This is a genomic window from Mesorhizobium sp. M0815, from assembly GCF_040319995.1.
In the GTDB taxonomy this organism is placed as follows: domain Bacteria; phylum Pseudomonadota; class Alphaproteobacteria; order Rhizobiales; family Rhizobiaceae; genus Mesorhizobium.
In genome coordinates, this window is the sequence record NZ_JAMYOU010000033.1 from 1 (window position 1) to 13,785 (window position 13,785).

General features: G+C 63.8%; 14 protein-coding genes. 11 read left to right on the top strand and 3 right to left on the bottom strand.

Features of this window, described 5'->3' with window-relative positions; all coding sequences use genetic code 11:
- Positions 1-275: 275 nt before the first annotated feature.
- From NKI01_RS26200 to NKI01_RS26230, 7 genes are all read left to right on the top strand, one after another.
- Complete coding sequence (locus tag NKI01_RS26200; RefSeq protein WP_036244507.1) at positions 276-956, top strand: hypothetical protein; 681 nt, start codon at positions 276-278, stop codon at positions 954-956.
- 109 nt (positions 957-1,065) lie between these two features.
- Entirely contained in the window at positions 1,066-1,668 is a 603-nt protein-coding gene (locus NKI01_RS26205; protein ID WP_023718096.1) for a CDP-alcohol phosphatidyltransferase family protein, read from the top strand.
- Between the two features lie 26 nt (positions 1,669-1,694).
- On the top strand, positions 1,695-3,482 hold the full coding sequence (locus NKI01_RS26210; protein WP_023718095.1) for a bifunctional alpha/beta hydrolase/class I SAM-dependent methyltransferase: 1,788 nt from the start codon (positions 1,695-1,697) through the stop codon (positions 3,480-3,482).
- 2 nt (positions 3,483-3,484) lie between these two features.
- The gene (locus NKI01_RS26215; RefSeq protein WP_352965179.1) at positions 3,485-4,828 is read left to right on the top strand and encodes a phosphatase PAP2/dual specificity phosphatase family protein; all 1,344 of its coding nucleotides are present in this window, start codon (positions 3,485-3,487) and stop codon (positions 4,826-4,828) included.
- Positions 4,825-5,253, top strand: a complete 429-nt coding sequence (locus NKI01_RS26220; protein WP_352965181.1) for a hypothetical protein — start codon at positions 4,825-4,827, stop codon at positions 5,251-5,253. Before NKI01_RS26215 ends, NKI01_RS26220 begins: the two co-directional genes overlap by 4 nt.
- Before the next feature lie 8 nt (positions 5,254-5,261).
- Positions 5,262-5,924 (top strand): lysophospholipid acyltransferase family protein, encoded by a 663-nt coding sequence (locus tag NKI01_RS26225; RefSeq protein ID WP_352481645.1) that lies wholly within the window; start codon positions 5,262-5,264, stop codon positions 5,922-5,924.
- Between the two features lie 22 nt (positions 5,925-5,946).
- Positions 5,947-6,882, top strand: coding sequence for a phosphatidate cytidylyltransferase (locus NKI01_RS26230; RefSeq protein WP_352481711.1), 936 nt, complete (start codon positions 5,947-5,949; stop codon positions 6,880-6,882).
- Between the two features lie 131 nt (positions 6,883-7,013).
- On the opposite strand, the gene NKI01_RS26235 is transcribed toward NKI01_RS26230, so the two are convergent.
- Entirely contained in the window at positions 7,014-9,038 is a 2,025-nt protein-coding gene (locus NKI01_RS26235) for an AI-2E family transporter (RefSeq protein WP_502899475.1), read from the bottom strand.
- A 245-nt stretch (positions 9,039-9,283) separates the two neighbouring features.
- Here NKI01_RS26235 and NKI01_RS26240 point away from each other — a divergent pair, with 245 nt between their 5' ends.
- Positions 9,284-9,577 carry a hypothetical protein gene (locus tag NKI01_RS26240; RefSeq protein ID WP_352481646.1) on the top strand — a complete coding sequence of 98 codons (294 nt, stop codon included), beginning with the start codon at positions 9,284-9,286 and terminating at the stop codon, positions 9,575-9,577.
- Between the two features lie 105 nt (positions 9,578-9,682).
- On the opposite strand, the gene NKI01_RS26245 is transcribed toward NKI01_RS26240, so the two are convergent.
- Positions 9,683-10,036 (bottom strand): cupin domain-containing protein, encoded by a 354-nt coding sequence (locus NKI01_RS26245; RefSeq protein ID WP_023722949.1) that lies wholly within the window; start codon positions 10,034-10,036, stop codon positions 9,683-9,685.
- A gap of 164 nt (positions 10,037-10,200) precedes the next feature.
- On the opposite strand from NKI01_RS26245, the gene NKI01_RS26250 reads away from it, so the two are divergent.
- Both NKI01_RS26250 and NKI01_RS26255 read left to right on the top strand, forming a co-directional pair.
- The gene (locus NKI01_RS26250; protein ID WP_352965183.1) at positions 10,201-10,422 is read left to right on the top strand and encodes an alkylphosphonate utilization protein; all 222 of its coding nucleotides are present in this window, start codon (positions 10,201-10,203) and stop codon (positions 10,420-10,422) included.
- 198 nt (positions 10,423-10,620) lie between these two features.
- Entirely contained in the window at positions 10,621-12,588 is a 1,968-nt protein-coding gene (locus NKI01_RS26255) for an acyltransferase family protein (RefSeq protein ID WP_352965185.1), read from the top strand.
- Positions 12,589-12,839: 251 nt separating this feature from the next.
- Here NKI01_RS26255 and NKI01_RS26260 read toward each other — a convergent pair whose 3' ends face one another.
- The gene (locus NKI01_RS26260) at positions 12,840-13,118 is read right to left on the bottom strand and encodes a DUF2285 domain-containing protein (RefSeq protein WP_352592749.1); all 279 of its coding nucleotides are present in this window, start codon (positions 13,116-13,118) and stop codon (positions 12,840-12,842) included.
- A 218-nt stretch (positions 13,119-13,336) separates the two neighbouring features.
- Here NKI01_RS26260 and NKI01_RS26265 point away from each other — a divergent pair, with 218 nt between their 5' ends.
- The gene (locus NKI01_RS26265) at positions 13,337-13,654 is read left to right on the top strand and encodes a hypothetical protein (RefSeq protein ID WP_352481649.1); all 318 of its coding nucleotides are present in this window, start codon (positions 13,337-13,339) and stop codon (positions 13,652-13,654) included.
- Positions 13,655-13,785 lie beyond the last annotated feature (131 nt).

Here is a 13,785-nt window from a genome sequence, read left to right on the forward strand (position 1 = left end):
TCTGCGCCGGCCAGCCGGCTTAACCCTCGTACCGTTGCATATCGGATGACGGGCCGCCCTCAGGCCCAGCAATCATAGGGACTAGAGGGACACTAGAGGGGGAGATTGGCAACTTCGCCGACGGCGCCTCTTTGCGAGATTGGCGCCACGTTCCGGCACAAGAAAACCACCGGGTCTTGACTTGCGGCGGACGACCACCAGATCGAAAGCACAGGTCGCCGAAATGGGGCCGGCGAACCCCGGGAGCGCCGGCTCTTGGAAGAGGGCAACTGTCGATGACCCGTTCTCCCGACGCTCCGGTTCCGCCTGACCAGGCGCAGCAAGCCCTGCAGTGCCTGACGACCGAGCATTTCGTGCTGCAAAATGCTCGCGCCGCGACCATTCAGGAAGCGAACCAGCGAGCCGATCTGTTCCTGACCTCGGTCTCGAGCGCAACCATTGCCTTGTCCTTCGTCGCGCAGGTCACGGAGATGGGCAGGCCGTTCGTGCTGTTCAGCCTGATCTTGCTGCCTTGCCTTTTCTTCATCGGCCTGGTCACCTTCGTGCGCGCGGTGCAGGTTGCCATCGAGGACATGGTGCATGCCCGCGGCATGGCCAGGATCCGCCACTATTTCGTCGAGCTGACGCCCGTCCTGCAAAGATACCTTGTCAATTCCACCCATGACGATCCCTCGGCGGTGCTGGTCGACAAGGGCCTCAGGCCCTCACCGCTGCAATATTTCATGACCACCGCGGGGATGGTGGGCACGATCAATGGCGCCATCGCCGGCGTCTTCACCGGCATCGTTGTAAAGTCCGCGTTTGGCGGGGGCATGACGCTCGGCGTGATTTGCGGGCTGCTGGTCTTCGCCGCATGCATTCTCATCCTGCGGCGTTACCACAGTCGCGCCTGGGCGGCGGCCGAACAAAGCTTGCCCGCACTGTTCCCGGGCGACAATGTCAACAGCGAAAGCTAGCGCCGACACATCCGGATGTCGAAAAGTGGCAGGGCGACGCCCTTGCGTCTTGCGCGCCAATTGACCATCCTCGCCAACATTATTTGCACCGCGGCCGGGGGGTTCGCATATGCCGACGCTTTATGCGCTGAAACCGGCCTTTCAGGCCAGGTTGCGGCCGCTTGCCGACGGACTGGCCAGGGCCGGCGTCACCGCCAACCAGATCACGCTGCTGGCCGCTGCCCTCTCGCTCTTCACCGGCCTTGTGGTGGCAGCCCTTGCCGGCCACCGCATGGTCTTTCTGCTGATGCCGCTCGTGCTGTTTACGCGAATGGCGCTGAATGCCATCGACGGCATGCTGGCAAGGGAACATGGCCAGGCCTCGAAGCTCGGCATGTATCTCAACGAGCTCTGCGATGTTGTCTCCGATCTCGCTTTGATCCTGGCCTTTGCCGTCATTTTTCCTGCCTGGGGCGTCGTTGCATTCGCTATCGCGGCGGTGATTGCGGAATTCGCCGGCGTGCTCGGCATCGCGGCCGGAGCGGGGCGCAACTATGCCGGCCCCTTCGGCAAAAGCGATCGGGCGCTGGCGCTTGGCATCCTCGCGGTGCTTATCGCGTCCGGCCTGTGGGTCCCGGCGCTCACGCCGCTCGTGTTTCCGGCCATGGCTACACTCTCGCTGGTGACCGCCATCAACCGGATACGCGGCGGCCTTAACGGGAACGGCAGCTGAATTCCGGTCTCGCCAGGGAGAACAACATGCTTCACCAACAGACGGTTGCCGCCGTGGCTCCAGCCAACGTCGAGCGGGTGGCGCAGGAGCGCAGCTTCAAGAGCCATGACGGCACCGAGATCTTTTATCGCTATTGGCCGGCGCTGTCGGAACATCGCAAGGGTGCCATCCTGCTGTTCCATCGCGGCCACGAGCATGGCGGCCGCATGGCGCATCTGGTCGACGAGCTCCAGATGCCCGACCACGCCTTCTATGCCTGGGACGCGCGTGGCAATGGCCGCTCCGCCGGCGAGCGCGGCTATGCGCCGTCGTTTGCCGCGCTGGTGCGCGACATCGATTGCTTCGTGCGCGAGATCGGCAGTGACGGCTTTGCCCGGCGCGATATAGCGTTGATCGCGCAATCCTTCGGCGCCGTGCTTGCCGCCGCCTGGGTGCACGACTATGCGCCTGACATTCGCGCCCTGGTGCTGGCCTCGCCGGCCTTCTCGGTCAAGCTCTACGTGCCCTTCGCCAAGCAAGGCATTGCGTTGTGGCAGAAGCTGAAGGGCCGTTTCTTCGTCAATTCCTACGTCAAGGCGAAATTCCTGACGCATGATCCCGAGCGCATCGCCTCCTTCGACGCCGACCCACTGATCACCCGGCCGATCGCCTCCAACATCCTGGTCGAACTCTACGACCACGCAGCGCGCATCGTCGCCGATGCCCGCGCCATCACCGTGCCGACACAGCTTCTGATCTCCGGCAGCGACTGGGTGGTGCGGCATGGACCGCAGCACGAGTTTTTCGTCAATCTGGCGAGCCCGGCCAAGGAGCGGCATGTGCTGCCCGGCTTCTTCCACGACACTTTGGGCGAGCGCGACCGCCACAAGGCACTCGACCTGATCAGGCCTTTCCTCGAAAAGCAGTTCGCGGCGCCGGAAAAGCCGCTCGACCTGACCGGGGCCGACCGCGCCGGCTACACACGCGACGAGGCCGACCGGCTGGCCTCGCCGCTGCCGCTACTGTCACCCAAAGGTCTCTACTGGGCAACGAGCCGCGCCTCGATCCGCATGGGCGCATGGCTGTCGTCCGGCATGAAGACCGGGATTGCCACCGGCTTCGATTCCGGCTCGACGCTCGACTATGTCTACGAGAACGATGCGCGGGGCATCGGCCCCGGCGGCCGCATGATCGACCGCACCTTTCTCGATGCTATTGGCTGGCGCGGCATCCGCCAGCGCAAGCTGCATCTGGAAGAGCTGATCGGCAGTGCCGCTGAGACGCTGAAGGCCGCCGGCCGGCCGGTCCATATCGTCGATATCGCCGCCGGCCATGGCCGCTACGTGCTCGATGCTGTGCAGAAATGCGCCGAGCCGCCGGCCAGCGTGCGGCTGCAGGATTTCTCCGAGCTCAACATCTCGCTCGGCCGCAAGCTGATCGCCGAGCGCAAGCTGCCGGCGAGCGTCTCGTTCCATCAAGGTGACGCCTTCGACGCCACGATGCTGGCCGGCCTCGACCCGGCGCCGGATCTCGCCATCGTCTCGGGGCTCTACGAATTGTTTTCCGACAATGCCATGATCGCCCGCTCGCTCGGTGGACTGGCCGGCGCCATGCAGCCCGGAAGCCTGCTCGTCTACACCAACCAGCCCTGGCATCCGCAGCTCGAGATGATCGCGCGCAGCCTGACCTCGCATCGCGGCGGCCAGGCCTGGGTGATGCGTCGGCGCACGCAGGCCGAGATGGACCAGCTGGTGGCGGGCGCCGGATTCGAGAAGCTCGACCAGCGCATCGACCAGTGGGGCATCTTCACCGTTTCGATCGCCCGGCGCGTCTGAGCATGGACTTGCCTGCCTCTGCCTTGCCTCGCGATGCCCCTGCCCTTCCGGCCTTGCCGCGCGAGCCGTATCCCGGGATAGTCCTGCGCGCCGCGCTGTGGCTGGCATTTCTGGCGCCGTTCTTCTACTCCACCTACGGCTTCGCCAACTGGCTGGCGTCGCGGCGCGACGATGTCGGCAGCATCGTCTTCGGCTGGGAGCATGGCATCCCGTTCCTTGCCTGGACGATCGTGCCCTACTGGTCGATCAATCTATTCTACGGCCTGTCGCTGCTGTTGAACAATTCGAAGAACGGCGTCGACCGCCTCGCCGGCCGCTATCTGACGGCGCAGATCATCGCCGTCGCCTGCTTTATCCTGTTCCCGCTGACGGCGACCTTCGTGCGTCCGCAGACAAGCGGCCTGCCCGGTTTCATGTTCGCCGTGCTCGGCGGCTTCGACAAGCCCTTCAACCAGGCGCCGTCGCTGCACATCGCACTACTGGTCATCATCTGGGACCATTGGCGTCACAGGTTGACCGGCATCGCCGGCGCCGCCTGGCATGTCTGGTGTTTCCTGATCGGCGCCTCGGTGCTGACGACGTGGCAGCACCATTTCATCGACATTCCGACCGGCGCGCTGCTCGGCCTTTTCGCTCTGTGGCTGTTTCCGCGCGACGGCGAGCTGCCGTTCGCCGGCTTCCGTATGAGCGCCGACCCGAAAGCGCGGCGGCTGGCGCTGTTCTATGCGCTCGGCGCAAGCCTTGCGCTGGCCGGCGCCGCTGCCGGCGCATTGGCCTCGGCGCTGTGGCTCATCCTGTTGTGGCCGGCACTGGCGCTGGCCATCGTCGCTTTCGCCTATGCCGGCGCCGGCGCCAAAGTGTTCCAGAAAACAGCCGATGGCCGCGTGTCGTTGGCCAGCCGTCTCCTGCTTTGGCCCTACCGCCTTGTTGCCAGGGTCAATGTGTGGGCGTGGACGCGAAAGCTTCCAGCGCAGATCGTCATCGCCGACGGTGTTTGCCTCGGCCGTTTTCCGACCGCCGCCGAGGCCGACGCTTTCGGCACGGTGGTCGACCTTGCCGGCGAATTGGAAAGACCGCGCGGCGCCTCCAGCCGCTGGGTGAGCGTGGCCATGGTCGACCTTTTGCCGCCGTCTCGCGAGGCGCGTGCGCAAGCGGTGGCGGCGATCGAGACGGCGCGGGGCCAGGGCACTGTGCTGGTCTGCTGTGCGCTTGGCTTCCAGCGCAGCGCCGCCGTCGTCGCCGAATGGCTGGTCGCCAGCGGCCGGGCCGACACGCCGGCTCAGGCGCGAGGCAAGCTCGCCGCCGCGGGCCGGCCGGTGCATCTTGGCGTGGACGCGGCGACATGACCGCCTATCGTGACAAGGCCGAAGCGTTCGCCGCCGGGCTGATGGTGCAGGTGGCATGGCCGCTGCTGCTGGTTGCTGCTGCCTTGCTGGCGGCGCCGGTCATCGGCCTGGCGGCTGCGCCGCAAACATCGTCGCTGTCCGCGGTAGCCTGGCTGATCGCCGCCGCGGGTGCCATAGCCACAATCATTCTCTCGGCCCTGCTTTTGTTCGAGGCGCTGCTGTTCCGGCTGATGGCCAGCCACGCCAGCGAGGCAGGCGGCGGTGCCGCGGTCGACGATGTGCTGGCGCGCATGCGGCTGAAACCCACGGCGGCCGGCGGCCGCTCGCTCGACCAGCGGATAGCCGGCACGCGCCGCCTGCTTGCCAAGCAGCGCATCGCCTTCGGCCTGTTCGCGGCGGCCTCGGTCGTCGCGGCATTCTTTTGAGCCCGTCGATGACAAAGCTTCGTGTCAGCACCTATACCTTGCTGCAGACGGTGACCTCGGTCGGCCTGTCGGCGCTGGCCTGGGCGGTCACCGGCGTGCGGCCGATCTGGAACGGCAGCCAGCCATCGGACCGGCAGCGCATCTACTTCGCCAACCATGCCAGCCACGGCGATTTCATCCTGCTGTCGGCCTGCCTCAGCGAGAAGGAACGCGCCAGTACCCATGCGGTGGCCGCCGCCGATTATTGGGGCAAGACGCGGCTGCGCCGTTTCATTGCCGAGGACATGCTGTCTTCCGTGCTGATCCACCGGCAGTGGACGGATGAAACGCAGCACCCGATCTCGATCATGCTGTCAGTGCTCGATCAGGGCCATTCGCTGATCCTGTTTCCCGAAGGCACGCGCAACATGACCGACGAACCGCTGCTGCCGTTCCGCTCCGGCCTCTACAATCTGTCGATGGCGCGGCCCGATGTCGAACTCATCCCGTGCTGGATTGAGAACATGTCGCGGGTGCTGCCCAAGGGGCAATTCGTGCCGGTGCCGCTGCTTTGCCGTGTCGTCTTCGGCGCGCCGATCGCTATTCAACCGGGTGAGGAACGCCGCGCCTTTCTCGACCGTGCCCGCGAAACGCTGCTGGCGCTGAACCCCCGGCCGCAACGAGACGATTGAGGACCAAGGCAAAATGCTGCCGATGATGCACGAAACCCTCATTCTGATTGTCGGCCTACTGGCGGTGCTGATCAGCGCCAGCGTCGTCGCCGGCGTCTTGTCATGGCGCGCGCCAAAACCGTTGTCGCCGACGCTGGTCAACCTCACCCAGCGCATCAATGCCTGGTGGGTGATGGTGGTGGCGATCACCGTTGCCTTCTTCTTCGGCCGCCCCGGCATGACCATCCTGTTCGCGCTGATTTCCTTCGCCGCTCTGCGCGAATTCGTGACGCTGACACACAGCCGCCGCAGCGACCACTGGGTGCTGCTCGGCATGTTCGGCATCGTCATCCCGTTCCAGTACTGGCTGGTGTGGACCGCCTGGTACGGGCTCTTCACCATCTTCATCCCGGTCTACTGCTTTCTGCTGATGCCGGCGATCACCGCACTGCACGGCGACACCGAACGCTTTCTCGAGCGCGTCTCGGCGCAGCAATGGGCGGTCATGATCTCGGTCTACTGCGTCAGCCACGTGCCGGCGCTGCTAACACTCGAAGTACCCGGTTTCGAAGGCCGCAACCTGTTGCTGATCGCCTTCCTGATCGTCACCGTGCAAGGCAGCGACGTGCTGCAATATATCTTCGGCAAACTGTTCGGCCGCCACCTCCTGGCGCCGACGGTCTCGCCGTCGAAGACCTGGGAGGGACTGGTCGGCGGGCTGGCGGCATCGAGCCTGCTCGGCGCGCTGCTGTCGTTCCTGACGCCGTTTTCGCCGCTGCAGGCGGCCGGCGTCGCTCTGGTCGCCTGCCTGATGGGATTCTTCGGCGGGCTGGTCGCCTCCGCCATCAAGCGCGATCAGGGCGTCAAGGACTGGGGCCACCTGATCGAAGGCCATGGCGGCATGATGGACCGTGCCGACAGCCTGGTCTTCGCCGCCCCGGTGTTCTTTCATACGGTGCGCTATTTCTGGACAGTATGAGGGTTGGCGCCGTTTGCCGCGGCACCGTCCGGACGGTTCAGCGCGACTTTGCGAAGATAACCTGATCCGTTTCGTTATTACCGTTTTCGCGAAAACGGTAATAACCCCACTGCCGCGGTCGTTGGCCGCGCTCATTTTGCCGCGGCGAGCGGCTCTTTCTTGCGCGCCTGCGCCAGGCGGCGCATGCGGCGTTTGGCGGTGGTCTTCAGCGCCACCGGCGGATTGCTGGACAACGCACCGAGCACCGCACCGACCATTCCGTGTGCGACGAAATCAGCGTTGATCTCATTGGCCAATTTGGCGGCTGCCTCCTGGTTGTCACTGTCGGGTTCCGACCACAACACGATACCCACCCGCAACCTTGGTTTGGCGCGTTTCAGCCGACGGACCAGGAACCGGCCGTGCTTGACGGAATTCCGGTTCAAAAATCCGACGACGGCGGTATCGATAGCGTCGAGCTCAAGGCGGCGAATGCTCCCCGGTTCCATATCGGCGAAGCTCGCTCTCAACACCGTGGCGCCCTGGACTTCGAGCACCTGTGCCAGCATGGCGGCAGCCGCGTCGTCGAGTTCGCCGCGCCCTCCGGCGCACAGCACCGACATGCCCGTGCCATCCGGTAGTTCGGTGTCGTCCCCGCCCTGAACCTCCCCCTGAACCTGCTTGTCCTCGCGTGAGCCGTTGTCCTCGGCCGCGGCAGTGTCGCCCGCTTCCGCCTCCTCCTGCGCGCTGTCGTCGAGGTTCGCCACCATCGTCAGCGCGCTGCCCGCGACCTGCTGTCGTTGCTCATCGCTCAACACACCACGCACACGGTCCTGCTCGCCGAGCAGAAGTGCGGGAATCGCGACTTTGTCGTAGAACTCGACCAGATATTCTTCCTCCAGCATCTCCTCGGCATGGTCCGTCGCTTCCTCGGGATCGCCGGCCAGCAGCCGCTGGTAAAGCCGGGCGTGCGGTTCGAGCACGGGTTCGTTGCCGAACAGAACGTCGAGGAATTCGAACTGCGGCACATGTCGGCCGAGCACGACGAGGCAGACCGTGAGCGGCGTCGACAGAACGAGGCCCAATGGCCCCCAGAGCCAGGTCCAGAAGATCGCCGCAACGATAATAGCCAATGGCGACAGCCCGGTGCGCGAGCCATAGAGCCAGGGTTCGATCACGTTGCCGGTGATCAGTTCCACCACCACGAAAAGCCCGGCGGTCCATAGCACGAGCGACCAGCCGGGCGCCACGGCTAGCGCCAGGAACAGAGGCAGCAGCGTCGCGATAACCGGGCCGATATAGGGAACGAAGCGCAGCGCCAGCGCCAGCAAACCCCACAGCAATGGATTGGGTATGCCCAGCAGCCAAAGTCCGATTGCAATCGGAACGGCATAGACGATGTTCACGACCAATTGCATGAGCAGATAGCGGCCGACGCGCTTGCCGGCATCCTGCAGCGCCTCGGTGGTTCGATGCAGATCGCCGTAGCCGACGAGGCGTATGAAGCGATCGCGCAGGTCCTCCCGCTCGAGCAGCATGAATATGACCACCACGACGATCAGTCCGGCCGATGCCAGCGGGCTCAGCAGCGGGCCGATCAGATTCTGGAGAACCTCGAGCGGTCGTTCGCGCGCGACGATTTCGACCGGGATCGGCTCCCGCGGAGGCTGATCGGCGGCGGGTTGCGCGGGTTCCGGTCTGTCGAGTTCCTGGCCGACGCGTTCGATCACCCGGCTCAATCTGGAAACGATGCCTCCGCCGACGCCGGTTTCCTTGAGCGACCGGACCTTGGTCAGGATATTCGCCTGGTAAAGCGGGATGTTCTGCGCCAGTTCACTGACCTGTGTGGCGACTATGAAGGAGAACAGCGCCAGCACCGTGAATGCGCCGAGCACGCTGGCGATCACGGCAGGAAGACGCGGAATGCCGGCTCGCTTGAGTGCCGACACCATCGGCACAAGCGCAAAGGTAAGCAGCAGGGCGATTGCGATCGGCAGAAAGACCTCGCGCCCGAAATAGAGCGCCGCGACGGCCGTCACGACCGACGCTACGCTGGGCAACGATGTGCGCGGAAGCGCCCTGGCCGCGGAAACAATGCTCGCCCGCCGGGTCTCCGACAGGTGCGCGCCGTTTCGACTATTTGCCGCCACTTGATACCTCCGCCCCGCCATTGCCATGATCGGGCATATTGAGCCGGCCTGCAACTTCGCAGCCTCTCCTACAGCGAAGCTTTGATTTGCCGTCGTTTGGCTTGCTGCCGGCAGCGCGGCAGCTCCGTCACGGTAGAATTTTTTGCATAAATGGCGGCACCAGCAATCCTGTTCCATGCTTGCGCCAGAACGTGGAACTTTTGGGTCAAAACGCCGTTCCTTCGTAGATCGCTGATGGACAACCTCAAAGCAGCAGCTCAGGAGGAATGATCATGAACATCAAGATGCTTTGCATGGGCGCGATGGCGCTTTCAATGATGACCGGCGCAGCGCTTGCCGCCGGTGCCACTGGCACTTCGGCGCTCGACGATCCGCAGAAAATGTCGCCGTTCTTTACCGATGCCGGCATGAAGACCATGAAGCCGGCAGCCGAATTCAAGACCGCATGGATGGCCATGTCCAAAGAGGACCAGGCGATGATGATGAAGGAATGCGGCGACGAGGCCATTGCCAAGGAGCATGACGATTTCTGCAAGATGACCAAGCAACTCGGCGGCGCCAACTAGGCACGTCGGTTCAGCACAATCGCAGTGGCGGGCAGAGATGCCCGCCATCTTCGTTTTGGGAGCCTCGGTTCAGTCGGGCGCAAGCGTCAATCGCACTATTCGGCGTCAGCCGATCCTGACGACAAAGTGCTTGGTCACCGGCTCGATGATCTTCCACGTCCCCTTGAAATCGGCTTCCACCACGAAGGCATCGCCGGGGCCGACTTCGACAGGCGCGCCGCCATCCGGCGTGATGACGATACGGCCGGCTATCATGTGCACGAACTCATAGTCGCTGTAGGTTGCGTGATAGGTGCCCGGGCTCGCCTGCCAGGTTCCCGACATGACCTTGCCGTCCTCGGTAATGTGCTGGACGGCGGTCTTCATGGTCGGCTCGCCTTCGACCACGACCCATCCCGCGAGATCGCCGGTCTCGGCGTTCTCGACGGCGCCGAATTTGAGGATGGTCTTGTCTGTCATGGTCGGCTCCGTCTTGAATTGTGCCGGAATGGCTGCCGGTCAATAGCTGATGCACCTGACCCCGGCAACGCGGCTTGACCCAGCACGCTTGACCTCGCCGCCAACCGTGGGATAGGCCGGGACTGGCCCAACCATCCCCCACCGAAGCCTACGAAAGACCTGCCATGACCGACGCGATCGTACGAGACAGCAATGGCACGGCGCTGCACGAGGGCGACTCCGTGACCCTGATCAAGGATCTCAAGGTCAAAGGCACCTCGGAGACGATCAAGCGCGGCACGCTGGTGAAGAACATTCGCCTCACCGGCAATCCCGGCGAGATCGAATGCAGCACCAGGCAGGTAAAGGGCCTGGTGCTGATGACCGAGTTTTTGAAAAAGGCGTGAGTGCCTCGGCACCCTTCGTTTCGCTTCAATATCAATCGCTCTCATGACTGAATCGCTCATGTGAGTGAACCGCCCACGCCAGAAGCTGGAGGAGCCGCGCCCTCCCCCTATGTTGCACTGCGTTAGATTTGTTGCATTGCAATATCGGCGCATCGGGTCGAGCCTCTGCGAGGTGGGTATTCCTTGCACGAGGTGACTGTGTCGGCATCATTTCGGCCTGACATCGAAGGGCTGCGCGCGCTGGCGGTGGCGGGTGTCATTGCCTTTCATTTTGGTCTCTCCGGTCTGCCCGGCGGCTTTGCCGGCGTCGACATCTTCTTCGTCATCTCCGGCTACCTGATTACAAAACACCTGGTTACGGAAATCACCGAAACCGGGCGGCTGAATCTCTGGCGCTTCTACGCCCGGCGCGCCCGGCGCCTGTTGCCGGCGGCACTGTTCGTCATCCTCGCCACGCTGTTCGCGGGTTATTTCATCCTGTCGCCGGAGGAACAGGCGCTCTATTCGAAAGGCGCCATGTTCGCCTCCGCCTACATGATCAACCTCTGGCTGATCCGCTGGTCGTTTGACTATTTCGCCGCCGACGCCACCAACAACCCTTTCATCCACTTCTGGTCGCTCTCGGTCGAGGAACAGTTCTACCTGGCATGGCCGGCGCTGCTTCTTGCCGCCGCATGGCTGCGCCCAGGCAAGCGCACCGCTATAATCGTCATCGGCGTCGCAGGCCTAGCCTCCTTCGCCGCCTGCGCCTGGCTGACCGAAGTGTCGCAGCCTTGGGCCTTTTACTTCTCGCCGCTCAGGGCCTGGGAATTCGCCGCCGGCGGCCTCGCCACCATGGCGCCAGCAAGGATCTGGCGCGACCGGCCGCTGCTGGCCACCCTCCAGGCATGCCTCGGGCTGGCGCTGATCGCGTGGGCCTATCTGATGCTGGACGAAGACTCGCCCTTTCCCGGGGTGAATGCGCTGGCGCCTGTCGCCGGCACCGTGCTGCTGCTGCTCAGCGGCAGCGGCCGCAACCTGCCAAGCGCCGTGCTGGCGCTGGCGCCCCTGCAATGGCTGGGCCGGCTTTCCTATTCGCTCTACCTCTGGCATTGGCCGGTCATCGTCTATGCGGCGATGATGATTCCCAACCTGTCCACGCTTGACCGGCTTGCCTGCGCGGCGCTGACGCTGGTTCTGTCGATGTTCACCTATCATTTCATCGAGAACCCGATCCGCCGCAACGGCTGGCTGATGGCCGGAGCAGCGCGGGCGCTGGTGCCCGCCGTCGCCCTAACCGGCGCCGGCGTGGTCGCGGCCTACGGCAATGCGCGCTTTGCCGAGCACAATCTCAGCCCCGAACAGCACGTCATCGCCGACAGCGCCGCGCAGCTCTCCACCGTGCGCGCGAGCGACGGCGGCTGCGTGCTCGATTTCGAGACCGTCAAGCCGAAACCCTGCATGTTCGGCCGCAAGGACGCCCAGCGCTCGGTCGTGCTGTTCGGCGACTCGCATGCCGACCATTGGTCGACGCCGCTGATCAAGGCGGCCGAGAAGAACAACTTTCGCGTCGTCACCTTTCTCAAATCCTCCTGCCGGGCTTCGCGGGTGACGACCTGGAATTGGCGGCTGAAGCGCGACTACACCGAGTGCGACCAATGGCGCGAGCAGTCGGTCAAGGACATCATCGCGCTCCACCCGCAACTGGTGGTGATCTCAGAATTCTCGATCGGCAATGTGATCAAGGAATCGCCCGAGGAGTTGAAGCACGCCGATTGGCAAGAGCAGTGGCGGACGGGCCTGACCTGGACGCTTCAAGCGTTCAGCCAGGCCGGTATCAAGGTCGCGGTCATCAGGGACGTGCCCTATAACGCAAGCTACGCCGACAAATGCGTGGCGCGGGCGCTGTGGCGGGGACAGACGCCCGCGACATGCGATACGCCGAGGATCATGGCGGCAAATGACGACATCGCCACGATCGAGCGCGACATCGTGCGCTCGACACCCAACGCCAGCTATATCGACATGACCGACCGCTTCTGCGACCAGACCACCTGCCACGTCTTCATCGACGGCAAACTCGCCTTCCGCGACCGCCACCATCTGGCAACGCCCTTCGCCGAGACGCTCGAGCCGGCGGTGGAGCGGGCGCTGTTTTCGGATGTGATGGCGGCGGCTGTGAAGTAACGGTGCCGGCAGCCTTTCCCGCCGAATCCTTCAGGTGGGCTTTGGTGCCACGTTGACCGACACGGCAACCATCCCGGGGTCAGCTAAGGATGAGACCCGCGAGGAAAACGGTAAGGATAAGCGACAGCGGAACTGCAAGAAGGCAGCACAGCTCGAAAGTATTGGCTCGCCAAGAAGTCATTGGGCGCTTTTCCATGTTGGCCTCCTCCCTCAACGGCCAGACCGGGACGGCAGTTCCGCTTAGATGGTGCTCATCCCCACCACTCATCATGCAATTGACGCAACTCGCTCCGCTTCCTGGTCATCCATCGTGCACGCGCCAGGTGTGTCGCCCACGCCCGGAAAGCCCTGTCTGGCTCCTGCTCCGGATCAATGTGCAGAACGATGCGGGCGACCTCACGCCAATCGGTCCCTTCAGCCGACGCGTCGAGCAGCCGGATATAAGTAAGCATGCGATCCTCGTCATAGCCGGTCGGCACTGAAGACGTCGGCGCTGCGTTCGCGATATGAGAGTTTGGCTGCTTTGGCATTGCGACCTACCAGCAATGGCGCACCGTAGCAGCCTATGAAGAAGCCGGCGCCCTTTGATCGGAGGATGCGGATCGAGATTCGCCTCGACGGTCGGCAAATGCGGGCCTCAGGCGGCAGTTCGCCGCCCAGGAGGGCCACGCCTCATCACATCGCGATCGGGTCGACGCATTCCATGTATTTTAGTGGAACCTAATTTAGTTGGCGCAATTATGCATGCGTGAAAAAGCGTGAAATCCAGACTGTCACTGAAAGCTGGCTATCGCGAGATCAGTTGGCCGATGATCCAGTGATTGCCGTCGATTTGACCGAACGAATATTACAGGCGGCCGAAAACGACAGGATCGTCTGCCTCGTCGTGGCAACGGAGCAGCTGGAAACCGACAGCATCGAGAAAGCGGAACCTCAGGAGACCAGGATTGCCGCAAGTTTCGTCCGGGACTTTGAGGTGATGCTGCTTGTTCTTTATGCGGCCTACGCCCTCGCTGTGCTGGGTGCGACCGCCTTCGTTTTGCTGGAACTGGGCCATGTTCTGTAGATCGGCAAGGTGACGGGACTGGCGCTGGCCAATTTGTCGCTGTTTGACGGGATACATAGGGCGCGGACCACAACCCGCTCGGGGCTTGCGTCGGCGGCCCCACCCTGGCGCACAGCCAGACGCGTTTTCGC

What these genes read in the sequence shown, in the direction of transcription:
- NKI01_RS26200 (WP_036244507.1), top strand. Translation starts at nt 276, where the DNA reads ATGACCCGTTCTCCCGACGCTCCGGTTCCGCCTGACCAGGCGCAGCAA.
- NKI01_RS26205 (WP_023718096.1), top strand. Translation starts at nt 1,066, where the DNA reads ATGCCGACGCTTTATGCGCTGAAACCGGCCTTTCAGGCCAGGTTGCGG.
- NKI01_RS26210 (WP_023718095.1), top strand. Translation starts at nt 1,695, where the DNA reads ATGCTTCACCAACAGACGGTTGCCGCCGTGGCTCCAGCCAACGTCGAG.
- NKI01_RS26215 (WP_352965179.1), top strand. Translation starts at nt 3,485, where the DNA reads ATGGACTTGCCTGCCTCTGCCTTGCCTCGCGATGCCCCTGCCCTTCCG.
- NKI01_RS26220 (WP_352965181.1), top strand. Translation starts at nt 4,825, where the DNA reads ATGACCGCCTATCGTGACAAGGCCGAAGCGTTCGCCGCCGGGCTGATG.
- NKI01_RS26225 (WP_352481645.1), top strand. Translation starts at nt 5,262, where the DNA reads ATGACAAAGCTTCGTGTCAGCACCTATACCTTGCTGCAGACGGTGACC.
- NKI01_RS26230 (WP_352481711.1), top strand. Translation starts at nt 5,947, where the DNA reads ATGATGCACGAAACCCTCATTCTGATTGTCGGCCTACTGGCGGTGCTG.
- NKI01_RS26235 (WP_502899475.1), bottom strand. Translation starts at nt 9,038, where the DNA reads ATGGCAATGGCGGGGCGGAGGTATCAAGTGGCGGCAAATAGTCGAAAC.
- NKI01_RS26240 (WP_352481646.1), top strand. Translation starts at nt 9,284, where the DNA reads ATGAACATCAAGATGCTTTGCATGGGCGCGATGGCGCTTTCAATGATG.
- NKI01_RS26245 (WP_023722949.1), bottom strand. Translation starts at nt 10,036, where the DNA reads ATGACAGACAAGACCATCCTCAAATTCGGCGCCGTCGAGAACGCCGAG.
- NKI01_RS26250 (WP_352965183.1), top strand. Translation starts at nt 10,201, where the DNA reads ATGACCGACGCGATCGTACGAGACAGCAATGGCACGGCGCTGCACGAG.
- NKI01_RS26260 (WP_352592749.1), bottom strand. Translation starts at nt 13,118, where the DNA reads ATGCCAAAGCAGCCAAACTCTCATATCGCGAACGCAGCGCCGACGTCT.